A 21,460-nucleotide genomic window follows, 5' to 3' on the forward strand; every position below is an offset into this window, starting at 1 on the left:
AATCAACGAAGTTTTGAAAAAGCGGTGCCTGGGCTGCTATCCCGTGGCAGCAGCCGTCATGAAACCCGGGCTGGGTCTCAAGACAATTGGCGCAGAGGCGCGCCGGTGGACATTGCCCGCTGCGGAGCATGGAGAAGGTGTGCGGATACTGATGTTCACGGTTTTATTATCCTTATTGGCTGACGGCGCCCCCCGCTCAGTGACCGGCAACTCTATGATTGCGCAATCAAAACAGCAGATAACAAGGCACCACGCAGTTCGCTACAGAGCCGACTTTACTATGATTGCGCAATCATTCAAGCAATTTCTTGTTACGTTGTCAGTTGTCTGATAAGAGGTTAGGTGGTGGCGCGATCGACCAGCGTGAAACCGGTATCAAGGCGTATCGGTTGCTGCTCGGTGTCGTCGCGAAAACGCTGAAGCAGCGCGCTGGCGACCAGCTTGCCCATGCGCGCGCCGTCGACATTCACCGTCGACAAAGACGGGTGAAAATGAGCGGCGCTGGACAGGTCGCCAAAGCCCATCACCGCCAACTGACCGGGAATTTCGATGCCCTGACACGCCGCTTCGGCCAATATGCCCTGGGCCACGGTGTCCGAACTGCAGACGATCACCTGCGGTGCATGCCCCGCGTCGAGCAACTGGCGCAGCCCTTCCCGGCCACTCTGCATGGTGGCAGGCGCCGCCAGAACGGACATGGGCACTTCATCGATACCCAGCGTGTTGAGTTGCGCGACAACGCTACTGCTACGCCGGAGGGCCCGGACGTCATCGACCGAGACGATGGCGAAACGGCGATAGCCCTTGTGATACAGATGATTGGCAATCGCCTGGCCAACCTTTTCGTGGGAGAACCCTACCTGCATGTCGATGGGCAATGCGCCCAAGTCCCAGGCCTCGACCACAGGAATACCGGCGGCCTGCAAGCGCAAGCGGCTTTCCTCGGTGTGCAGCGTGCCGGTCAGCACGATGCCGTCGGGCCGGCGGCCCAGTACCGCGCCAAGCAGGCGCTCTTCCTGCTCGGCGGAATAGCCGGTGAGGCCGATCATGGTCTGGTAGCCAGCGGCAGTCAGGTGATCCATCAACGACTGCACCGTCTCGGCGAAGATCGAGTGAGCGATGGTCGGCACGAAGATGGCAATCAGGCGGCTCTTGTTCGAGGCCAGGCCGCCGGCCAGCATGTTCGGCACGTAACCGGTCACCCGCACGGCTTCGAGCACTTTCTTGCGGGCATCCTCGCTGACCACCTCGGGCCGGTGCAGCGCCCGCGATACGGTGATCGGCGAAACGCCAGCCACCTTGGCCACATCGATCAGGGTAACGCTCGCGCCCTTGTTGGACGGGGCAAGAGAAGATGAGGAGCGAGAGGATTTCTTTGCCATGAAGGGCCGCAGACTGTGCAAGGGAAGCCGCATCTTAACCAGCGGATCGGACGGCAACTAGCGGCAAGCGTACATAGCACTGTAATCGGCTATTGCTCCCTAGAAACCAAAAAGCCCGGGCAATAGCGCCCGGGCTTTCAACACCTCAGCGAGGTGGTCGTACTTACTGCGGGCCTTGCTTCTTGATCAGTGCAGCCAACTGCTCGTACTCGGCCGGCAGCAGGTCGGTCAGCGGCGCGCGAACCGGACCTGCGTCGTAACCGGAGATTTTCGCGCCGGCCTTGACGATGCTGACCCCGTAACCGGCTGTCAGGTTGCGGATATCCAGGTACGGCAGGAAGAAGTCATCGATGATCTTGCCAACGGTGGCGTGGTCTTCACGGGCGATCGCGCTGTAGAAGTCCATCGCGGTTTTCGGAATGAAGTTGAACACCGCAGACGAGTAAACCGGTACGCCCAGTGCTTTGTAAGCAGCGGCATAGACTTCAGCAGTCGGCAGACCACCCAGGTAGGTGAGACGATCACCCAGACGACGGCGGATCGACACCATCAGTTCGATGTCACCCAGGCCATCCTTGTAACCGATCAGGTTCGGGCAGCGCTCGGCCAGTTGCTCCAGCAGCGGAGCGGTCAGGCGGCAGACGTTACGGTTGTAGACCACCACACCGATCTTCACCGACTTGCACACTTGCTCGACGTGCGCAGCAACACCTTCCTGCGAGGCCTCGGTCAGGTAATGCGGCAGCAGCAGCAGACCTTTGGCGCCCAGGCGCTCGGCTTCCTGTGCGTACTGGATGGCCTGGCGAGTGGAACCACCTACGCCAGCGAGGATTGGCACGCTACCGGAGCAGGTGTCGACGGCAGTTTTGATAATCGACGAGTACTCGTCGGCCGCCAGAGAGAAGAACTCACCGGTACCGCCAGCGGCGAACAGCGCGGTGGCGCCGTACGGGGCCAGCCACTCGAGGCGACGAACGTAGCCTGCCGGGTTGAATTCACCAGCGGCATCGAAGTCGGTCAGCGGGAAAGACAGCAGGCCGGAGGAGAGGACGGTTTTTAATTCTTGTGGAGTCATTCTTCTTACACCTTGGATGAGGACATGAAGGCCGTTACCGGCAACTGAAGTCATACGTTATCGTACAACTGTAAAAATTCAAAGTCCCCGGAAGCATTTTTCTACTAATTGCACCGTTTCAGGGCAATAACCGTAAAGTCCAACGAAATGTCCAAAAAACAGGAAAAACCTCGGTAAATCTCCAATTACATTGGAAATTCCATCCTTTAGATTGGCGAAAAGTCGCTTTCTGGCGAAAAATGTTCCTCCAGCGGGCATGGCTAAAGAACATCTGCAGCCAACCAGTCGTACGACAACACCAGCCAAAAAGCCGTTACGAAACGACAATGACAAAGGTGCGCGACATGACGACACCCATCCGCAATACCTACAGCATCGCCCTCCGTTACGCCGAATCGCGATGCTCCGCACGCAGCGTCTGTCCCACCACGACGCCTTCCCCCATCAACAACATGCAATCGCTCGCGAACTAGAACGCGGCTCTCCAGCTGTTCGATCACGTACCACACCGCTCCGGTGGCCCCATCGACTCAAATCGCTGGAGCCACTCGGCTTGCGCCCCCTTCGCGACACAATAACAAGAGAAGGAAATACCCATGCGAACCACCTCCCTACGCACCGCCATAAGCTTGCTGGCCGCCCTCACCTTCAGCACGGGCGCGGGACTCGCCCAGGCTGACGACAGTTACCCGGCCAAGACCATCCAGATCGTGGTGCCCGTATCACCGGGTGGCGACACCGATACCAATGCCCGCTTATTCAACAAATATCTGGAGAAAGAGCTGGGCCAATCGCTGGTCGTCGTCAACGTCGACGGCGGCGGTGGCACCATCGGTATGCGCCGCGTCATGTCGGCGAAGAAAGACGGTTACACCGCGATGTTCTTCCACGGCGAAGCCATGGTTCCCAAGCTCGCCGGGATTGTAGATGTCGGTATCGATTCGTTGGAAATGGTCGCCATCGCCCTGCTGGACAACACTACCGTGCTGGCGACCCACAAGGACGCGCCCTTCAAGACCATGCCCGAGCTGGTCGAGTACGCCAAAGCCACCCCCCGCAAGGTCGATTTCGGCATGCTCACCGGCGGTTATCCGCACCTGGTGGGGATTGCTGCGCAACAGCAATTGGGCATCGACATGAACCTGGTCGACGTCGGCGGTAACTCGGCGAAAATCGTTGCCCTGCGCGGGCACAAGGTCAACCTGATCAACGTTCAGTACGGCATCGCCAAGGACTATTTCAGCTCCGGCGACTTCATCAACCTGGGCCTGCTGTCCCCTGAACGCAACCCACTGATGCCTGATGTCGCCACCACTGGCGAAGCGGGCTTCCCCATGGAGTTCAACAAGTTCTTCTTCTTCGCCATGCCCAAAGGCACTCCTCAGCCAATCGTCGAGACGTTTTCTGCGGCGGTGAAACGCGTCGTGGAGAACCCCGAGTATCAGCAAGACGCGAAGAAGTTCTTCCTCACGCCCACCTACATGGCACCGGCTGCTGCGACTGATTATGCGCAAAAGCAGTACAGCTACTTCCAGCAGTTCCAGAAGCTGTTCACCGGGCAGTAACAGGTGCCAGGTCGCCCCGACGCTTTCAAGTACCGGGGCGACCGTCGTGACGAGGAAAAGACAATGCGTGTAGCGAAACGATTACCCAGCCCGGATCTGCTGACCGGGATTTTCTTCCTGGCCCTCAGCGCCCTGCTGTTCTGGGCCTGCATGAACATCAGGGAATTTGCCGCCATCGGTGTCGGCTCGGCGTTCGTGCCGCGCCTCACCGCGGCACTGCTGTTGGTCGTGGGCGTGATACTGATCATCGATGGCTGGCGCCAAAAATCCGCGCCAGACGTCCCGAGCGCAGACCAGCCAAGCACACCGACGCCCATGTTCGTAGGCCTGCCCGCCGCTGCAGCGAGCGCGGTCATCATGGGTATCTACCTGGCGTTGCTAGAGCCTCTGGGCTTTCTGCCGGCCTCCGCGCTGTATGGCTTTTTGCAGATGCTGATCCTGGCCAAGGACGCCAAGCGCACCTACCTGAAGTTCGCGGTCATCGCCCTGCTGCCGGCCGCCTGCTTCTACTACCTGTTCGTCAACATATTCGATATCAGCCTGCCCGCTGGAATTCTGGGCTGAGGAGCAACACATGCTTATAGAAGGCATTCTTTCCGTACTCAATATGCAAACGCTGCTATTAATTACCGGCGGCACCCTACTGGGTATCGTCATCGGCGCCATCCCTGGTTTGACGGTGACCATGGGCGTTGCGCTGTTTCTTCCGGTCACGTTCGCCATGTCCCCCGTGGATGGCCTTTCGCTGCTCATGGGCCTGTATATCGGCGGCACATCGGGTGGACTGATTTCAGCGATCTTGCTGAAGATTCCCGGCACACCCGCCTCAATCGCTACCACCTTCGACGGCCACCCCATGGCCTCGCGAGGTCAGGCCGGTAAAGCCTTGTCGGTGTCGATCATCTGTTCATTTCTGGGCGGTATCTTCAGCCTCGCCGTACTGTTCTTCGTCGCTCCCAAGCTGGCTGAAGTGGCGCTGCAGTTCGGCCCCTACGAATACTTCGCTATCGCGCTGTTCTCGCTGACACTGGTAGCAGGTCTCAGCGGTGGATCGCTGGCGCGCGGCCTGGGTGCTGCCGCCGTTGGCCTGGTGATCTCCTTCATTGGCATGGCGCCCATCACTGCATTCCCACGGTTCACTTTCAATTGGGCGGAGCTCGATGGCGGTATCGCCCTGCTCCCGGCACTGATCGGTCTGTTTGCCGTTTCTCAGGTGCTGGAAGAGGCGGAATCGCGAGACAGCAGCAAGCCACCGGCAGCGGCCAACTACAACCTGCGCCAGATGGGTTTTTCCGTACGCGCCGGCTTCAGCCATTTCGGCAACTGGTTGCGCTCTTCGTTAATCGGCACAGGCATCGGCATACTCCCCGGCCTGGGTGGCTCGGTGTGCAACCTGTTGGCGTATGGCGCCGCGAAAAAATACTCCAAGCACCCAGAGAAATTTGGCACGGGTATCACCGATGGATTGGTTGCCAGCGAGTCGTCCAACAACGCGTCGACAGGTGGTGCCCTGGTGCCGCTGATGACGCTCGGGATTCCCGGCGACAACACCGCAGCGATCCTGCTGGCCGGTTTCATGATTCACGGCATCACCCCGGGCCCGATGTTGTTCGAAACCCAGGGGCTGCTGGTGTATGGGATTTTCACCGCGCTGGTGATCGCTAACCTGGTGATGGTGGTGGGCCTGTTCAGCTTCATGCGCGGCTTTGTGCGCCTGTTGTCGGTGCCCAAGCACATCCTCCTGCCGCTGATCATGATGCTCTGCGTGATCGGCGCCTATGGCATCAACAATCGACTGTTCGATGTCGGCTGCATGCTGCTTTTCGGGCTGATTGGCTGGCTGATGAAAAAGGCCTCGATTCCCGTCACGCCCCTGCTGCTCGGCTTCATTCTGGGGCCAATCATCGAGGTCAACCTGCGCCGCGGCCTGATGAGCAGCCAAGGCGATCTGCTGCCCTTTATCACCGAACCGATTTCCGGCGTTGTACTCCTGGCCGCCCTGATCGTGGTGCTCGTGACCGCGTACAAAGAGTTTGCCAAATCGCGTCCCCCTCAAGCACGCCCAGTCACTGACGTCTGATCAGAGGAGCAAGCGATGACTGCTGAAGTTCTACAACTCTGCCCACTCTCACCCACGCTCGATACTGCATTGGCGAGCGACTTCCTGATTCACCGCCTGTGGGAGCAGGCGGATGCGCTGCGCTACCTTGAGGAACATGGCCAACGCATTAGCGGTATCGCCACCGCCGCCCCGACTGGAGTACCCGAGTCGATCATGGCGGCTCTGCCTGATCTTAAAGTGATCTCCTGCCGAGGCGTCGGCCTCGACAAAATCGACCTGCCCAGTGCACAGCAGCGTGGCATACAGGTGGCCGGAACCTTCGGCACCCTGAGCGATTGTGTCGCGGACATGGCCTTCGCCCTGCTGCTCGATTGCGCACGGCAACTCAGCGCAGCCGATCGTTACGTGCGTGCCGGCCAATGGCCGCAAGCCCGCTACCCGTTGACGACACGGCTGAGCGGCAAGCGCCTGGGCATTGTCGGCCTCGGTCAGATCGGCCGCCTGGTGGCCAAACGAGCCAGCGGCTTCGACATGCAGATCGCCTACACCAACCGTAAACGGATCGACGATCTGGATTATCGATTCGAAGCGCAGCTCGTGGAGCTCGCGCGCTGGAGCGATTTTCTGGTGATCACCGTGGCGGGCGGCGCCGAGACCCGTCACCTGATCGATGCGCAGGTACTCCAAGCGCTTGGTTCGAAGGGCTTTGTGATCAACGTTGCCCGTGGTTCAGTCATTGATGAAGCGGCTCTGATCGAGGCCTTGGCGCGGGGCACCATTGCCGGTGCCGGGCTCGATGTATTCGAGCATGAGCCGGATGTGCCCCAGGCATTGCTGACACTCGACAACGTCGTCTTGGCGCCGCATATGGGCAGCGGCACGCGAGAGACTCGCGAGGCCATGGAAGACCTCGTGCTGGAAAATTTGCGCGCGTTCTACACCAAAGGTCAGGTACAGACGCCAGCGTTCTGACCCTCGATGCTGCCAAGCTGCAGCCGCGCTATCCGGGACTGCATAGACATCGATAACTAACCGCAGCGCCGATCATTGAACACTCACCGTCTTCGACGGACGCGTTTACACCCTCCGCCAGTCGAAAAGGGAGTAGATGTCGACGCATTGATTGGTCATGTTCGGCTAACCCCCTGACGGGAGACGCGAGCACCGAAAAATGCAATACAAACACGCGCACCCGAAGGGCGGCATGCAGCGAGAAAGGAAGCATTGCGTACCCTGTTTGCATTTACAGGGCATTGAAAGAAACAACACCCGCTTGCTGCCGCAAAAGGGCAGCAAGCGGGTTTAAAGCATTGTCAAAGAAGGCTTACTGCGGGCCTTGAGCCTTGATCAGCGCTTCCAGCATCTGGTATTCGTTGGGCAGCAGGTCGGTCAGCGGCGCGCGAACCGGGCCTGCATCGTAGCCGGAGATCTTCGCGCCTGCCTTGACGATGCTCACGGCATAACCGGACTTGCGATTACGGATGTCCAGGTACGGCAGGAAGAAGTCGTCGATGATCTTGGCGACGGTGGCGTGATCGTCCTTGGCAATGGCGTGGTAGAAGTCCATCGCGGTTTTCGGGATGAAGTTGAACACCGCCGACGAGTAGACCGGTACGCCCAGTGCCTTGTAGGCAGCGGCATAGACTTCAGCGGTCGGCAGGCCGCCCAGGTAGCTGAAACGATCGCCGAGACGACGACGGATCGACACCATCAGCTCGATGTCGCCCAGACCGTCCTTGTAACCGATCAGGTTCGGGCAGCGCTCGGCCAGTTGCTCGAGCAGCGGAGCGGTCAGGCGGCAGACGTTACGGTTGTAGACGACTACGCCAATCTTCACCGATTTGCAGACCTGCTCAACGTGCGCGGCAACGCCTTCCTGCGACGCTTCGGTCAGGTAGTGCGGCAGCAGCAGCAGGCCTTTGGCACCCAGGCGCTCGGCTTCCTGCGCGTACTGGATAGCCTGGCGAGTGGAACCGCCTACACCAGCGAGAATTGGCACGCTGCCGGCGCAAGTGTCGACTGCAGTCTTGATGACAGACGAGTACTCGTCGGCAGCCAGGGAGAAGAATTCACCAGTACCGCCAGCGGCGAACAGAGCGGTAGCGCCGTACGGGGCCAGCCACTCGAGGCGACGTACATAGCCTTCTGGGTTGAATTCGCCTTGGGCATCGAAATCGGTCAGCGGGAAAGACAGCAGACCGGAGGAGAGGACAGTTTTTAATTCTTGTGGGGTCATTCTTCGAACACCTGTAAAGCGAGCTGAAATGGAGGGCAGCCTCGGCTGCTAGAGATACGTTATCGTACGACAAAAATGAAAGCGAATACTTTCTCCTGAACAACGCCGACCCACTCATGAGGCTTCGCAGAAGCCGGCCCCACGTTGTTGACAAGCTCAGAATTGGCTGAGCAAACTCCGTCATATGACGACCTACAACACGACAGGTACGCCACGCGTTAACGCCCCTTTCCCATTAACCCAAGGCACATGCCGCTCTCCTGCTAGAACCTGCGCTCATTTTGCTGAACACATCGTCATCCAGTTCCCTGACAACAACAAGAAAGGACATGACCATGAAACTCAGACGCACCCTGCTGTCGACCGCACTTCCCCTTGCCTTGCTGCTCCCCTCCCTGGCAAGCGCGATGACCTTGCAAGTTGCCGATACGCAACCCAAGGGCTACCCAGCCATTACAGCCATTGAGCATATGGGGGAAAAGCTCAGCGCCGCGACCAACGGTGAAATCACCATGAAGGTATTCGCCGGCGGCGTACTGGGCGGAGAAAAAGAAGCCATCGAACAGACCCAGATCAACGCCATCCAACTGACGCGTGTCTCCCTAGGTGTTGTGGGCCCCGTAGTACCGGACGTGAACGTCTTCAACATGCCCTTCGTGTTCCGCGACAGCGCACACATGCGTAAGGTCATCGATGGCGAAATCGGCCAAGAGATTCTCGACAAAATCACCAATTCCCAGTTCGAACTGGTTGGCCTGGCATGGATGGACGCCGGCTCGCGCAATTTCTACAGCAAATCTCCCGTCCGCTCGCTCGCCGACCTGAAAGGCAAGAAGATGCGCATGATGGAAAACCCACTGTTTCTCGACACCATGAATGCCCTAGGCGGCAGCGGCATTGCCATGGGCACCGGGGAAACCTTCAGCGCCTTGCAGGCAGGCGTGATCGATGGCGCCGAGAACAATCCTGCGGTCATGCTCGCGCAGAACCACCAACAGGTGGCCAAGTACTTCAGTGAAACCAGCCACCTGATAATTCCCGAACCCTTGGTGATGTCGAAGAAGGCCTGGGAAGCGCTCAGTGCCGAGCAGCAAGCGCTGGTGAAGAAGTTCGCCCGAGAGGCTCAGATCGAGCAACGCGCCCTCTGGGACAAGCAAGTGGCAGAAAGCGAAGAGAAGCTGAAGGCTGCGGGGGTCGAGTTCATCCAGGTGGATCGCAAGCCGTTCTATGACGCCACGGCAGCCGTCCGCGAGAAATACGGCGCACCTTACGCCGAGCTGATCGAGCGTATCGAAGCCGTTCAGTAAACCGGGCATCCGCTGCGGCCACTCGCCGCGGCGGGTCACTGCAGCACAGCAAGAGCCAAAGCCGATGACTCTCCCCATGGACATGATCTGTGATTGCCACGCGCATATTTTCGGTGATCACAGCCGTTACCCGCTGGCAAGCGGGGCTGACTACCGACCGCCTACCGCCACCGCAGACGACTACCAGGCGCAGCTCAACAGCCTGGGTGTAGAACGCTGCGTGCTGGTGCAGCCGAGCGTATACGGCACCGATAACCGTTGCATGCTCGATGCGCTCACCCAGCTTGGCCCCAAGGCGCGAGGCGTGGCGGTCATCGCCCGCGATACGCCACTCGAACAGCTACACGTCATGCACCAACTTGGCGTTCGCGGCGTACGCCTCAATACCCTTGCCGCCAATGGCCCCACACTGGAACAGCTTGCCGATGTCGAAGAGCAGATCAGCAGCCTGCAATGGCACCTGCAACTGCTCCTAAAGCCTGAAGCCCTGCCCAACGCCTTCGAGCACATCGAGCGCCTTGACGGCCCGGTGGTGCTGGATCACTTCGCATCCTGCTCACCCACAACAGATGCGGGCACCCTCGACGCGCTATTCGACTTGGCAAAGCACAAGAAAAATCTGTGGATAAAGCTCTCAGCACCCTATCTGTTCAGCGATTGCTCCGCGTCCGCGTTGGGCCATTATCAAGCCTTCACCGAACGCGCGGCAGCGCTCATGCCCGATCGGCTGCTATGGGCGACCGATTGGCCACATACCGCCCGCGGCGATGCCAGCCTCAGCACATATCAACTCCAGCAATTGCTTTTCGGTTGGCTCGCAAGTCACGAGATGCGAGAGAGAGTTGCCGTGCACAATCCGGCAGAACTTTACGGCTACTGAACCAGGGAGACCGCTAATGGCAAGAATTCTGCTCACCTACCCGCCGTCCAGCGTGAAGACGTGGTACGGCGAAAAAGCCATGAGCGAACTGGCGGAGCTCGGCGAGTTGGTGCTGAGTTCAAAAGAGGGGGTACTGAGCGAGAACGAATTGATCGAACTGGCCAACACCTGTGACCTGATCATCTCCGACAAACCGACCGCCGGGACAGAACGACTGTTTCGCGAAGTACCGAGCTTGCTGGCCTACATACGCTGTGCCATGGACACCAAGAGCATCGATATCGATGCCGCCTCCCGGCACGGCGTACTGGTCACCCAGGCCGGGCCGGGTTTCACTAATGCGGTCAGCGAATGGATCGTCGCCCAGATGATCAACCTCGCACGCCGGCTGCCACATTACTTCAGCGCGTATCAGCATGGCCAAATCCCCGCGCAGCACATGGGCCGCCAGTTAGCCGGTGCAACGGTCGGGATCATTGGCTTTGGCAATATCGCTATCGCCCTTGCACCGGTTCTCCAGGCGCTGGGCATGCAGATCCTTGCCTATGACCCTTACCTGACCAGCAGCCCGGAGGGTATCGAATGCGTTGGTCTCGACACCTTGCTTGAGCGCTCCGATCAGGTGATTTGCCTGGCGCGCTACAGCAAGGAAACTGACAACCTGGCCAACGCGGATTTCTTCGCAAAGATGAAGCCTGGTGCGTTTTTCATCAACGCCTCCCGTGGCGGTCTAGTCGACGAAGCGGCCCTCAGTGCAGCGCTGAGCAATGGTCATCTGGCGGGTGCAGCTATTGACGTAGGGCGGGGCCATGATGATCACCCCACCGCAACCCTGGCCCAACACAGTGAGGTCATTGCCACACCGCACATTGGCGGCATGGTGCCGGAAGCGATTATCTACCAAGTGCAGAGAACCGTGCAGCAGGCACGTGCGATTCTTGCCGGCCGCTTCCCTGAAGGCGCATTGAACCCTGAAACGGCCAGACGCCTGATCGCGCGCATGCGCTGACCCAGCGACTCACGAGCGTCGCATACAGACGCTAAGTTGTCTGACAACCTAGACTTAAGAAGGAGCACGCAATCAATTTGCCAGCAGCGCTGCAAAAACCTGCACAAGCCGCTCTACATCAGGCCAAACAGCCTCATAGAGCGCCTCGATCACACGATATCGTAGTTTTGTGACCGCGTTGACAAACGAATAGATGGATGCCGATAATCCAACCCATGTCATACGACAACAGATGACAATCTCTAAATAACAACAAGCAGAGAACAGGCCTCCCGCCCATGACTACGACTTCCAACGCCCAAGTACCCTTCAATCGTCTGCTGCTCACTGGCGCAGCTGGCGGGCTGGGCAAGGTACTGCGCGAACGTCTGCAGCCCCTGACCAAGATCCTGCGTCTCTCGGACATCGTCGAAATGGCGCCGGCCGAAGGTGAGCACATCGAGGTGCAGCTCTGCGATCTGGCCGACAAGCAGGCCGTTCATCAGCTCGTTGAAGGTGTCGATGCGATCCTGCACTTTGGCGGGGTGTCGGTTGAACGTCCATTCGAGGAAATCCTCGGCCCGAACATCAGCGGCGTTTTCCACATCTACGAAGCCGCACGTCGCCATGGCGTCAAACGTGTGATCTTCGCCAGCTCCAACCATGTCATAGGTTTCCACAAGCAGACCGACACCATCGACGCCAACGCCCCGCGCCGTCCCGATGGTTACTACGGACTGTCGAAGTCCTACGGCGAGGACATGGCCAGCTTCTACTTCGATCGCTACGGTATCGAAACCGTCAGCATCCGCATCGGTTCCTCGTTCACCGAGCCGCTCAACCGCCGCATGATGAGCACCTGGCTGAGCTACGACGACCTGGTGCAACTGATCGAACGTGGCCTCACCACGCCGAATGTCGGCCACACCGTGGTTTACGGCGCGTCGGCGAACAAGACCGTGTGGTGGGACAACAGCAAGGCCGCTCACCTGGGCTACGCGCCCAAGGACAACTCCGAAGTATTCCGCGACAAGGTCGAGACCCAGCCTGCAGTGGCGGCAGACGATCCCAACGCCCTCTACCATGGCGGCGCCTTCACGGCAGCCGGCCCGTTCGGCGACAACTGATACCTCGCATACTCGATAACAATAAAAGAGGTCGGACATGCCCAAGCAAGCCGAACTGATTCTCGATGCCCGCAACAGCGTGGGCGAAAGCCCGGTGTGGAGCGTGCAGGATCAGGCCCTTTACTGGACCGACATCCCCAACAAGCGCCTGTACCGCTGGAACCTGGCCGACGCCACCACACAAAGCTGGGAAGCCGACGAGATGCTCGCCTGCATCGCCCGGAGCGCTGACGGCAGCTGGATAGCTGGCATGGAAAGCGGCATCTTCCAGCTAAGCGCCGGTGACGATGGTCGGCTGACCGGCGAACGCCTGGTCGAAGTCAGCCATGCTCGCGAAGGCATGCGCTTCAACGATGGTCGTTGTGATCGTCAGGGCCGTTTCTGGGCAGGCAGCATGCTTCTGGACATGGCGGCAGGCGCCAACGTCGGCGCGTTGTATCGCTATGATGGTACGGGGCAAAGCACCCTCCCGGTGTTGCTCGATGACCTGATCGTTCCCAATGGCCTGGGCTTCAGCCCGGACGGCCGCACCATGTACCTGTCCGACTCGCACCCGTCGGCGCAGCTCATCTGGGCATTCGATTACGACATCGACAGCGGTACGCCGCACAACCGTCGCCTGTTCGTCGACATGAACGACTACCCCGGCCGCCCTGATGGCGCCGCAGTGGATGCCGATGGCTGCTACTGGATCTGCGGCAACGATGCCGGCCTGATTCACCGTTTCACGCCAGCTGGTCGCCTTGATCGCTCGCTGGAAGTGCCGGTGAAGAAGCCGACCATGTGCGCCTTTGGAGGCCCCAACCTCGATACCCTGTACGTCACTTCGATTCGCCCGGGCGGCAACCTGGACGATCAACCTCTGGCCGGTGGTGTTTTTGCGCTGCAGCCAGACGTTAGTGGCCTTGAAGAAACACCGTTGCGATTCTAATTTCCAACATCCGAGGAACCCGCACACGAAACGGGTCACCCCGGAGCTTCAATCCTGCACGCATACAACAACAAAACGGAGCTTCACAATGAACCTCAAACGCAAGTTTCTCCTCGCTGCACTTCCTCTGGCGCTTGGCCTGTCTAGCGTAGCCAACGCTCTTGAAATCAAGTTCGCCGAAGTCCATCCGGCCGGTTACCCGACCGTGGTCGCCGAAGAGAACATGGGCAAGAAACTGACCGCTAGCGATAGCGATATCACCTTCAAGATGTTCGCCGGTGGCGTGCTCGGCTCCGAGAAGGAAGTGGTTGAACAGGTGCAGATCGGCGCTGTACAGATGACTCGCGTCAGTCTGGGTATCGTCGGCCCGGTAGTACCGGATGTAAACGTGTTCAACATGCCGTTTGTGTTCCGTGACCAAGCCCACATGCGCAAAATCATCGATGGCGAAATCGGTCAGGAAATCCTCGACAAGATCACCAATTCCGAATTCAACCTGGTCGCCCTGGCCTGGATGGACGGCGGTACCCGTAACCTTTACACCAAGAAACCAGTACGCAAGATTGAAGACCTCAAGGGTATGAAGATCCGCGTACAAGGCAACCCGCTGTTCATCGACATGATGAGCGCCATGGGTGCCAACGGTATTGCCATGGATACCGGTGAAATCTTCAGCGCCCTGCAATCGGGCGTGATTGACGGTGCAGAAAACAACCCGCCAACCATGCTTGAGCACAACCACTTCCAGAACGCCAAGTACTACACCCTGACTGGCCACTTGATCCTGCCTGAGCCAATCGTCATGTCCAAGGCAACCTGGAACAAGCTGACGCCAGAACAGCAAGCCCTCGTGACCAAGGTCGCCAAGGAAGCCCAGCTGGAAGAGCGCCAACTGTGGGACGCCAAGTCCGCGGCCAGCGAAGAGAAGCTCAAGGCCGCCGGTGTTGAATTCATCACTGTCGACAAAAAGCCCTTCTATGATGCGACCGCCCCGGTACGTGCCAAATACGGCGCGCCGTATGCTGACCTGATGAAGCGCATTTCCGAAGTCCAGTAATCCCCCTCGCGAATGCGTGGTGCCGACATGCTGTCGGCACCACGCCACCGGTGAAGTCTCATGAAAAACCTGGTTCTAGGCGTCAATGACGCCATTTACCGTGCCTGTATCCTGACTGCCAGCCTGGCAATCGTGATCATGGCTACGATCATCCCCTGGGGCGTCTTCAGCCGTTACGTGCTGGGTCAAGGACTGGGCTGGCCCGAGCCCATCGCCGTGTTGCTAATGGCAATATTCACCTTCGTCGGTGCTGCTGCTGGCTTCCGCGCAGGTGCTCACATGGCTGTGACTTCACTAACCGATCGGCTGCCGGCAAACCTGGAATCGCTGATCACCCTGTTCGTTCGCCTGACCATGGGTGCCGTTGCCCTGTTCATGCTGATTTGGGGCTACAAATTGTGCGTGGCGACCTGGAACCAGTACCTGAGCACCTTGCCATCGGTTCGCGTGGGCATCAGCTACATGCCAATTCCAGTGGGCGGCTTTATCACGTTGCTGTTCGTTATTGAGCAACTGCTCTACGGCGATCAAAGCAAACGCCGCGTCGTTGATTTCGAAGCGGTCGAAGACTCCAAGGAGGCTGTGTAATGGATGCCGCCATTCTCGTAGGCAGTTTCATCGCACTGATCCTGCTACGCGTTCCCGTTGCTTATTCGCTCGGCATCTCGGCTCTGATTGGCGCCTGGTGGATCGATATCCCACTGCATGCCGTAATGATCCAAATCGCTGGTGGCGTGGGCAAATTTTCACTGCTAGCCATTCCCTTCTTCGTTTTGGCCGGTGCGATCATGGCTGAAGGTGGCATGGCTCGTCGCCTGGTCGCCTTTGCCGGCGTACTGGTTGGTTTCGTGCGCGGCGGTCTGTCACTGGTCAACATTACCGCGTCGACATTCTTCGGTGCCATTTCCGGCTCCTCGCTGGCCGATACCGCGTCGGTGGGCTCGGTGCTGATTCCTGAAATGGAGAAGAAGGGCTACCCACGTGAGTTCGCCACTGCCGTGACCGTTGCCGGTTCGGTGCAGGCGCTGCTCACTCCGCCCAGCCACAACTCGGTGATCTACTCGCTCGCCGCTGGCGGTACGGTGTCCATTGCCGCGCTGTTCATGGCCGGCATTGGCCCAGGCCTGCTGATGAGCGCCACCATGGCGGCGCTGTGCCTGTGGTTCGCCAAGAAGCGTAACTACCCGAAAGGTGAAGTGATCCCGCTGCGTCAGGCGATCAAGATCTGCGTCGAAGCCCTGTGGGGTCTGATGACCATGGTCATCATCCTTGGCGGCATCCTCTCTGGCGTGTTTACCGCCACCGAGTCGGCTGCCGTAGCGGTGATCTGGGCATTCTTCGTGACCATGTTCATCTATCGCGACTACAAGTGGCGTGAGGTGCCGAAGATGCTGCATCGCACCGTACGCACGCTGTCGATCGTGATGATCCTGATCGCCTTCGCCGCCGCGTTCGGCTACATCATGACCTTGATGCAAATTCCATCGAAGATCACCACCGCGTTCCTGGCCTTCTCGGACAACCGCTACGTGATCCTGATGTGCGTCAACTTCATGCTGCTGGTTCTGGGCACGCTGATGGACATGGCGCCGCTGATCCTGATCCTCACCCCGATCCTGCTGCCGGTGGTGACCTCGTTCGGCGTCGACCCGGTACACTTCGGCATGATCATGCTGGTCAACCTGGGTATCGGGCTGATCACACCGCCAGTGGGTGCGGTGCTGTTCGTCGGTGCGGCGATCGGCAAAGTGACCATCGAGAACACCGTGAAGGCTCTGCTGCCGTTCTACGCGGCTCTGTTCATGGTGCTGATGGCCGTGACCTACATCCCGGCAATCTCGCTGTGGCTGCCTAGCGTCGTACTCTGATACTGCTACACCCGCGGCGGGTCGCGTGCATAACGCGACCCGCCGTTTTTTTTAGCGAGGCAGAACGGTCACCAAGCCGTCACAACACCTCACTAACCGGCTCAATCAATATGGAAATTGCTGCCAATGACTGCCCCTGCCCTGTTTCCCCGCCATATCGCCGTGCTGTTGCTAGCCCTGCTGGCGTGCTCCTTCGCTGGTAACCACATCGCTGCACGCATCGCTTTCGACAACGACACTGGCCTGCTCCTGGCAATCCTGTGCCGTTCCGGTGTCACCATGCTGGTGCTGCTGGGCATCGTTCTCTGGCAGCGCCAAGCGCTGCAGATGCCACCTGGCGCCTGGCGCTGGCAACTGCTGCTGGGGTTGCTGATCGCCACCCAGAGCATCTGCCTGTACTCCGCCGTGGCGCGCATTCCAGTGGCGCTTGCGCTGCTGATCGGCAATACCTTCCCGATCCTGCTCGCCCTGCTCACCTGGGCGCTAGGTGGCTCGGCACCGACGCGCCGCACGGTGATGCTCATGGGCCTGATTCTGCTCGGCCTGGTGTTCGCCCTGGATCTTCCCGCACGCCTGAGCGCCAGCGAACCGGCCGGCCCGGAATGGGTAGTTGGAGTAAGCGTGTCGTTCCTCGCCGCCTGCGTATTCGCCTGCGCGCTGTGGATCACCGACCACAAGCTGTCGAGCCTGCGCGGCTCGGTGCGCAGCATGCTGACCCTGATGATCGTGTTCAGCAGCATGGCACTGGCTGGCAGCGCCGACCTGATCCCTGGCGGCATGAACCTGCCGGGCAACGAAACCGGCTGGATCGCGCTGGGCGCCTTGGTACTGCTCTACGGCATCGCCTTTTGCATGCTGTTCGTCACCGTGCCGCGCCTGAACATGGCCAAGAACGCACCGGTGATGAATATGGAGCCCATCGCCACGCTGCTGTTCGGCTGGCTGCTGCTGGATCAAGTATTGAGCGGTATACAGATGATCGGCGGCGCGATCGTGCTGGCGGGGATTGTTCTACTGACCTATCGCAAGGACGCCTGAATATCTACCTGCGATCAGTTGTGCGTCGGTACTGCGGTGCTGAAAACGGGCTGGATCACCAGCCCGCTTTTACCTTGCAGGGCTCACGCCTGCTTGACGACCACTTCCGCGGCCTCGTGGGCCTGACGCAGCCGCTCACGGCTGTTGGTCAGGTGCAGGCGCATGGCGGCACGTGCCGCATCGGAGTCCTGGCGGGCGATGGCCTCGAAAATCTGCTCATGCTCGCGCTCCAGGCGCGCCATGTAATGAGAGTGATCGTCATGGGCGATACGCGCCGAGTTCAACCGGGTGCGCGGAATGATGCTGGTGCCCAGATGGCTCATGATATCGGTGAAGTAGCGATTACCGGTGGCATGAGCGATCTGCAGGTGAAACTGGAAATCGGACGACACCGCATCACTTTCGTGGGCGGCGCCTTCATTCAGCGCATCGAGCGCCTGGCGCATGGAAGCCAGCTGCTCAGGGGTACGTCGTTGCGCAGCCAGGCCAGCCGACTCGACTTCCAGGCTGATGCGCAGTTCGAGAACGGCGAGTACTTCACGCAGGGTGACGATGGTCGCCGGATCGATGCGAAAGCCACCCGGATTGGGTGTATCCAGAACGAAGGTACCGATGCCATGGCGGGTTTCCACCAGCCCGGAAGCCTGCAAACGCGACAAGGCCTCGCGCACTACGGTGCGGCTGACGCCCTGCTCTTCCATGATCGCAGACTCGGTCGGCAACTTCTCGCCACGCTTGATCACTCCATCGCGAATGCGCTCGGACAACTCCGCGACCAGCTCCTGAGCCAGGCTGCGATGCTTACGGCGCGCACGTGGTGGTGTGTTCTGATTTTCCATAGCAATCGATATCGTCTGGATGGTCAAACCGCATCATATAACAGGCGGTTGTATGATGACACGTTCTTCGTTTATCTCCGGCAAATGACTCGTTAACTGCACAGGTACCGCACTATGCCGCTCGACACATTGCATCTGCAGGATCGCTTTACCCAGCTCACATTGGCGCCTCGGACTGGCGGCAGTATCGCCAACTGGATGGTCAAAGACAGCGCTCAGCCCCTACTGCGCCACAGCGATGAGCAAGCCCTGCAAGCCGGCACGCCTCGCCAGCTTGGCTGCTACCCGCTGGCACCCTGGTCGAACCGCATCACCGAGGGCGGTTTCGACAACCCCAAAGGCTGGCTCGCGCTGGAGGCCAATGCCGACAACTCGCCACTGCCGATCCACGGCAGCGCCTGGCAGCAACCTTGGCAAGTAGTCGAGCACAGTGAAGATTCGGCACTGCTGCGCCTGGAAAGCCAGACACCGTTCGCTTACATCGCAGAGCAACGCATCCGTCTGCACGAAGGCCGCCTGGACATCCAGCTGCAGGTCACCCACAGGGCCGACGCGCCAATGTGGCATGGGCTGGGCCTGCACCCGTATTTCCCCCGTACGCCGGCGACCCGCCTGCAGGCCCGCGCGAGGCAGGTCTGGAATTGCGACGCGAACAGCCTGCCAACGCAACTGAGCGACCTGCCGGAACATTGGGACTTCAACGAAGCGCGTGATCTCCCGGCGCAGCACACCGACAACGCTTTTATCGATTGGAACGGTCAGGCGCGCATCCTGCAGCCTGACGCCGGCTACAGCCTGGAAATAAGCGCCACAGGCAGCGACCTGTACTTACTGTTCTGCCCGGAGCAAAAGCCGTTCTTCTGCTTCGAACCAGTCAGCCACCCGGTCAACGCACACCATATGCCAGGCAAGCCCGGGCTGGTGCTGTTGCACAAGGGACAGAGCCACAGCCTGACGTTCAGCCTGCAGTACCGCACGCTGGCCTGACACAACATGGGTCACAACTCGCGGCGACTGCGCTGGACTTTCGCTGCACTTTGACGATAATCAGCCACTGTCCCCCTGACTTCCCGCTGCGCTTGATGCCAATAGCCGGAACTTTAGTAGGGGCAAGCGCTTCAAACAGATGTGGCGACCGTATCAGTAAGACCGCCCGGTCTTACGTTGTCGCCCTTCTCCTATCAGAAACCATGGGTACTATCGTGACGAAAGACGAACTGCGCGCCGAACTCGAGCGCCAGGCGCAGCGTTACAAGGATGTATACGGCGGAGAGGTCATTACTTACGCCGCCCAACCGGATCCGGAACGCAAGCCTTGGCGCAAACGAGCCAGCCTGCTCGATCAGGCATTCGATAAAGAAATCGAGAAGATCGAGAAAGACTTGTCCAGCAAGGAAGAAGCCAGAGCCGAAAGCGCCTGAGCCGCTGACCGGTGCCGGCTGGCGTGCCCGAGCACACCGCCGGCGGTGCAGTATTCAGCGTCGCTTGGACGTGGACTTGCTGCCCAGCAAAGACCCCAGCACACCGCGAACCAGCTGCCGACCGAGTTGATTGGCGACCTGGCGCATGGCGCTTTTCATTGCCTGACCAGCCAACCCGCCGAGGAACTCGCCAGCCACGCTGACAGTGGACGGCGGTGCCTTGCCCGCTTGCACCTGCTCACTCGCTTGAGTCGCACGGGCGGTCAGAATCTCGTAGGCCGACTCCCGGTCGAATGCCTTGTCATAGCGCCCTGCCTGCGGTGACTGGCGAATCAGGCCTGCGCGCTCGCTTGCCTCCAGCGGCCCGATACGCGATTGCGGCGGGGCGATGGCGACACGCTGCACCATCGCCGGCGTGCCTTTATCCTCTAGCGTCCCCACCAGGGCCTCACCGATACCCAGCTCGGTCAGCACCGACAGACAGTCGAACGCCGGATTGGGCCGAAAGCCGTCAGCCACTGCGCGCAGCGCCTTCTGCTCCCGGGTGGTGAATGCCCGCAGACCGTGCTGGATACGCAGCCCCAGTTGCGCCAGCACATCGTCCGGCAGGTCACTCGGCGACTGGGTGACGAAATACACGCCCACGCCTTTCGAACGAATCAGCCGCACGACCTGCTCCAGCCGCGCCTGCAGGGCCTTCGGAGTATCGGCGAAAAGCAGGTGGGCCTCGTCGAAGAACAACGCCAGAACCGGTTTGTCCGCATCTCCGCGCTCGGGCAGTTGCTCGAACAATTCCGCCAGCAGCCACAACAGGAAGGTCGCATAGACCTTGGGCGCTTCGTGAACCAGGCGGCTGGCATCGAGCAGGTGAATGCGCCCGCGACCATCACCATCCGGCTGCAGGATGTCCTCGAGCTGCAGCGCCGGCTCACCGAAAAGTGCCTCGCCACCCTGCTGTTCCAGGCTGGCCAGACGCCGCAACAACGCCTGCGCGGAGGTATTGGTGAACAGCGCGCTGTCGGCGCCCAGCACCTGCGGCTGTTCTTTCAGATGAGTCAGCAGGGCTTTGAGGTCTTTCAGGTCGAGCAGCAGCAAACCTTCACGATCGGCCACCTTGAACGCCGCATACAGCGCTGCCTGCTGGCTGTCGGTAAGTTCGAGCAGTGCGCCGAGCAGCAGCGGGCCCATTTCACTCAGGGTGGTACGCAGCGGATGACCGCTTTGCCCGTGCACATCCCACAGGGTGACCGGATAAGCCTTGGGGCTGTGCGCCAGCCAGGGCATGCTGGCGATACGTTCAGCGATCTTTCCTTGAGGAGCCCCGGCGGCGCCAAGACCACACAGATCCCCCTTCACATCCGCGGCGAAGACCGCGACGCCCGCATCACTGAAGTTCTCGATCAGGCGCTGCAGGGTCACCGTCTTGCCGGTTCCCGTGGCGCCTGCGATCAGGCCATGGCGGTTGGCCAGACGCAGTGACTGACCAACTGCCTGGCCATCGCCGCCATCACCCAAAATGAACTGCTGATTCAACGACATGATTCCGTCCTCTGGACTAAAGCTTTGCTACTTCAATGCCGACATAAACGCCGGGCGATGACCGATCAGCCTTCGCCGATCCTCCGCCCCGCTCCACTCGCCAGATGGCGACGCCCCCAAGACTGGTTCCAGTGACTTCCGGACG

At 59.8% G+C, this 21,460-nt stretch carries 20 protein-coding genes; 15 read left to right on the forward strand and 5 right to left on the reverse strand.

Annotated elements, in window-relative coordinates; genetic code table 11:
• Nucleotides 1-338 precede the first annotated feature (338 nt).
• Together ACZ0AI_RS12030 and kdgD (ACZ0AI_RS12035) are read right to left on the reverse strand one after the other, a co-directional pair.
• Nucleotides 339-1,382 carry a LacI family DNA-binding transcriptional regulator gene (locus ACZ0AI_RS12030; protein WP_463562106.1) on the reverse strand — a complete coding sequence of 348 codons (1,044 nt, stop codon included), beginning with the start codon at nucleotides 1,380-1,382 and terminating at the stop codon, nucleotides 339-341.
• A 163-nt stretch (nucleotides 1,383-1,545) separates the two neighbouring features.
• On the reverse strand, nucleotides 1,546-2,457 hold the full coding sequence (kdgD, locus tag ACZ0AI_RS12035) for a 5-dehydro-4-deoxyglucarate dehydratase (RefSeq protein WP_463562107.1): 912 nt from the start codon (nucleotides 2,455-2,457) through the stop codon (nucleotides 1,546-1,548).
• Between the two features lie 596 nt (nucleotides 2,458-3,053).
• On the opposite strand from kdgD (ACZ0AI_RS12035), the gene ACZ0AI_RS12040 reads away from it, so the two are divergent.
• The 4 genes from ACZ0AI_RS12040 (at nucleotide 3,054) to ACZ0AI_RS12055 (ending at nucleotide 7,056) form a co-directional block, all read left to right on the forward strand.
• Nucleotides 3,054-4,022, forward strand: a complete 969-nt coding sequence (locus ACZ0AI_RS12040; RefSeq protein WP_463562108.1) for a tripartite tricarboxylate transporter substrate binding protein — start codon at nucleotides 3,054-3,056, stop codon at nucleotides 4,020-4,022.
• A gap of 63 nt (nucleotides 4,023-4,085) precedes the next feature.
• Complete coding sequence (locus ACZ0AI_RS12045; protein ID WP_463562109.1) at nucleotides 4,086-4,586, forward strand: tripartite tricarboxylate transporter TctB family protein; 501 nt, start codon at nucleotides 4,086-4,088, stop codon at nucleotides 4,584-4,586.
• Between the two features lie 10 nt (nucleotides 4,587-4,596).
• Nucleotides 4,597-6,102 carry a tripartite tricarboxylate transporter permease gene (locus ACZ0AI_RS12050; RefSeq protein WP_463566135.1) on the forward strand — a complete coding sequence of 502 codons (1,506 nt, stop codon included), beginning with the start codon at nucleotides 4,597-4,599 and terminating at the stop codon, nucleotides 6,100-6,102.
• 15 nt (nucleotides 6,103-6,117) lie between these two features.
• Nucleotides 6,118-7,056, forward strand: coding sequence for a 2-hydroxyacid dehydrogenase (locus ACZ0AI_RS12055; protein WP_463562110.1), 939 nt, complete (start codon nucleotides 6,118-6,120; stop codon nucleotides 7,054-7,056).
• A 352-nt stretch (nucleotides 7,057-7,408) separates the two neighbouring features.
• On the opposite strand, the gene kdgD (ACZ0AI_RS12060) is transcribed toward ACZ0AI_RS12055, so the two are convergent.
• Nucleotides 7,409-8,320: a 5-dehydro-4-deoxyglucarate dehydratase gene (gene kdgD / locus ACZ0AI_RS12060; protein ID WP_463562111.1), complete on the reverse strand. Its 912-nt coding sequence runs from the start codon at nucleotides 8,318-8,320 to the stop codon at nucleotides 7,409-7,411.
• Between the two features lie 335 nt (nucleotides 8,321-8,655).
• Here kdgD (ACZ0AI_RS12060) and ACZ0AI_RS12065 point away from each other — a divergent pair, with 335 nt between their 5' ends.
• The 9 genes from ACZ0AI_RS12065 (at nucleotide 8,656) to ACZ0AI_RS12105 (ending at nucleotide 17,516) form a co-directional block, all read left to right on the forward strand.
• On the forward strand, nucleotides 8,656-9,627 hold the full coding sequence (locus ACZ0AI_RS12065; RefSeq protein ID WP_463562112.1) for a TRAP transporter substrate-binding protein: 972 nt from the start codon (nucleotides 8,656-8,658) through the stop codon (nucleotides 9,625-9,627).
• A gap of 64 nt (nucleotides 9,628-9,691) precedes the next feature.
• Complete coding sequence (locus ACZ0AI_RS12070) at nucleotides 9,692-10,507, forward strand: amidohydrolase family protein (protein WP_463562113.1); 816 nt, start codon at nucleotides 9,692-9,694, stop codon at nucleotides 10,505-10,507.
• Between the two features lie 16 nt (nucleotides 10,508-10,523).
• Entirely contained in the window at nucleotides 10,524-11,516 is a 993-nt protein-coding gene (locus ACZ0AI_RS12075) for an NAD(P)-dependent oxidoreductase (RefSeq protein WP_463562114.1), read from the forward strand.
• Between the two features lie 278 nt (nucleotides 11,517-11,794).
• On the forward strand, nucleotides 11,795-12,622 hold the full coding sequence (locus ACZ0AI_RS12080; RefSeq protein ID WP_463562115.1) for an NAD-dependent epimerase/dehydratase family protein: 828 nt from the start codon (nucleotides 11,795-11,797) through the stop codon (nucleotides 12,620-12,622).
• Between the two features lie 37 nt (nucleotides 12,623-12,659).
• Nucleotides 12,660-13,553, forward strand: a complete 894-nt coding sequence (locus ACZ0AI_RS12085) for an SMP-30/gluconolactonase/LRE family protein (RefSeq protein ID WP_463562116.1) — start codon at nucleotides 12,660-12,662, stop codon at nucleotides 13,551-13,553.
• Nucleotides 13,554-13,641: 88 nt separating this feature from the next.
• Complete coding sequence (locus ACZ0AI_RS12090) at nucleotides 13,642-14,610, forward strand: TRAP transporter substrate-binding protein (RefSeq protein WP_463562117.1); 969 nt, start codon at nucleotides 13,642-13,644, stop codon at nucleotides 14,608-14,610.
• Nucleotides 14,611-14,670: 60 nt separating this feature from the next.
• Complete coding sequence (locus ACZ0AI_RS12095) at nucleotides 14,671-15,198, forward strand: TRAP transporter small permease (protein ID WP_463562118.1); 528 nt, start codon at nucleotides 14,671-14,673, stop codon at nucleotides 15,196-15,198.
• Nucleotides 15,198-16,478, forward strand: coding sequence for a TRAP transporter large permease (locus ACZ0AI_RS12100; protein WP_463562119.1), 1,281 nt, complete (start codon nucleotides 15,198-15,200; stop codon nucleotides 16,476-16,478). Before ACZ0AI_RS12095 ends, ACZ0AI_RS12100 begins: the two co-directional genes overlap by 1 nt.
• Nucleotides 16,479-16,604: 126 nt before the next feature.
• Complete coding sequence (locus ACZ0AI_RS12105; RefSeq protein WP_463562120.1) at nucleotides 16,605-17,516, forward strand: EamA family transporter; 912 nt, start codon at nucleotides 16,605-16,607, stop codon at nucleotides 17,514-17,516.
• 83 nt (nucleotides 17,517-17,599) lie between these two features.
• Here ACZ0AI_RS12105 and ACZ0AI_RS12110 read toward each other — a convergent pair whose 3' ends face one another.
• Nucleotides 17,600-18,355: a FadR/GntR family transcriptional regulator gene (locus tag ACZ0AI_RS12110; RefSeq protein ID WP_463562121.1), complete on the reverse strand. Its 756-nt coding sequence runs from the start codon at nucleotides 18,353-18,355 to the stop codon at nucleotides 17,600-17,602.
• Between the two features lie 114 nt (nucleotides 18,356-18,469).
• Between ACZ0AI_RS12110 and ACZ0AI_RS12115 the strand changes: the two genes are divergently transcribed.
• Nucleotides 18,470-19,342 (forward strand): aldose 1-epimerase, encoded by an 873-nt coding sequence (locus tag ACZ0AI_RS12115; protein ID WP_463562122.1) that lies wholly within the window; start codon nucleotides 18,470-18,472, stop codon nucleotides 19,340-19,342.
• 215 nt (nucleotides 19,343-19,557) lie between these two features.
• The gene (locus ACZ0AI_RS12120) at nucleotides 19,558-19,776 is read left to right on the forward strand and encodes a hypothetical protein (RefSeq protein ID WP_042556287.1); all 219 of its coding nucleotides are present in this window, start codon (nucleotides 19,558-19,560) and stop codon (nucleotides 19,774-19,776) included.
• 54 nt (nucleotides 19,777-19,830) lie between these two features.
• Here the strand turns inward: ACZ0AI_RS12120 and ACZ0AI_RS12125 are convergent, their stop codons facing one another.
• Nucleotides 19,831-21,315, reverse strand: a complete 1,485-nt coding sequence (locus ACZ0AI_RS12125; protein WP_463562123.1) for a helicase HerA-like domain-containing protein — start codon at nucleotides 21,313-21,315, stop codon at nucleotides 19,831-19,833.
• Nucleotides 21,316-21,460: the final 145 nt, after the last annotated feature.

The sequence above is a fragment of the Pseudomonas sp. AC355 genome (assembly GCF_979258205.1).

Coding starts and splice junctions, on each gene's coding strand:
- ACZ0AI_RS12030 (WP_463562106.1), bottom strand. CDS start 1,382: ATGGCAAAGAAATCCTCTCGCTCCTCATCTTCTCTTGCCCCGTCCAAC.
- kdgD (WP_463562107.1), bottom strand. CDS start 2,457: ATGACTCCACAAGAATTAAAAACCGTCCTCTCCTCCGGCCTGCTGTCT.
- ACZ0AI_RS12040 (WP_463562108.1), top strand. CDS start 3,054: ATGCGAACCACCTCCCTACGCACCGCCATAAGCTTGCTGGCCGCCCTC.
- ACZ0AI_RS12045 (WP_463562109.1), top strand. CDS start 4,086: ATGCGTGTAGCGAAACGATTACCCAGCCCGGATCTGCTGACCGGGATT.
- ACZ0AI_RS12050 (WP_463566135.1), top strand. CDS start 4,597: ATGCTTATAGAAGGCATTCTTTCCGTACTCAATATGCAAACGCTGCTA.
- ACZ0AI_RS12055 (WP_463562110.1), top strand. CDS start 6,118: ATGACTGCTGAAGTTCTACAACTCTGCCCACTCTCACCCACGCTCGAT.
- kdgD (WP_463562111.1), bottom strand. CDS start 8,320: ATGACCCCACAAGAATTAAAAACTGTCCTCTCCTCCGGTCTGCTGTCT.
- ACZ0AI_RS12065 (WP_463562112.1), top strand. CDS start 8,656: ATGAAACTCAGACGCACCCTGCTGTCGACCGCACTTCCCCTTGCCTTG.
- ACZ0AI_RS12070 (WP_463562113.1), top strand. CDS start 9,692: ATGACTCTCCCCATGGACATGATCTGTGATTGCCACGCGCATATTTTC.
- ACZ0AI_RS12075 (WP_463562114.1), top strand. CDS start 10,524: ATGGCAAGAATTCTGCTCACCTACCCGCCGTCCAGCGTGAAGACGTGG.
- ACZ0AI_RS12080 (WP_463562115.1), top strand. CDS start 11,795: ATGACTACGACTTCCAACGCCCAAGTACCCTTCAATCGTCTGCTGCTC.
- ACZ0AI_RS12085 (WP_463562116.1), top strand. CDS start 12,660: ATGCCCAAGCAAGCCGAACTGATTCTCGATGCCCGCAACAGCGTGGGC.
- ACZ0AI_RS12090 (WP_463562117.1), top strand. CDS start 13,642: ATGAACCTCAAACGCAAGTTTCTCCTCGCTGCACTTCCTCTGGCGCTT.
- ACZ0AI_RS12095 (WP_463562118.1), top strand. CDS start 14,671: ATGAAAAACCTGGTTCTAGGCGTCAATGACGCCATTTACCGTGCCTGT.
- ACZ0AI_RS12100 (WP_463562119.1), top strand. CDS start 15,198: ATGGATGCCGCCATTCTCGTAGGCAGTTTCATCGCACTGATCCTGCTA.
- ACZ0AI_RS12105 (WP_463562120.1), top strand. CDS start 16,605: ATGACTGCCCCTGCCCTGTTTCCCCGCCATATCGCCGTGCTGTTGCTA.
- ACZ0AI_RS12110 (WP_463562121.1), bottom strand. CDS start 18,355: ATGGAAAATCAGAACACACCACCACGTGCGCGCCGTAAGCATCGCAGC.
- ACZ0AI_RS12115 (WP_463562122.1), top strand. CDS start 18,470: ATGCCGCTCGACACATTGCATCTGCAGGATCGCTTTACCCAGCTCACA.
- ACZ0AI_RS12125 (WP_463562123.1), bottom strand. CDS start 21,315: ATGTCGTTGAATCAGCAGTTCATTTTGGGTGATGGCGGCGATGGCCAG.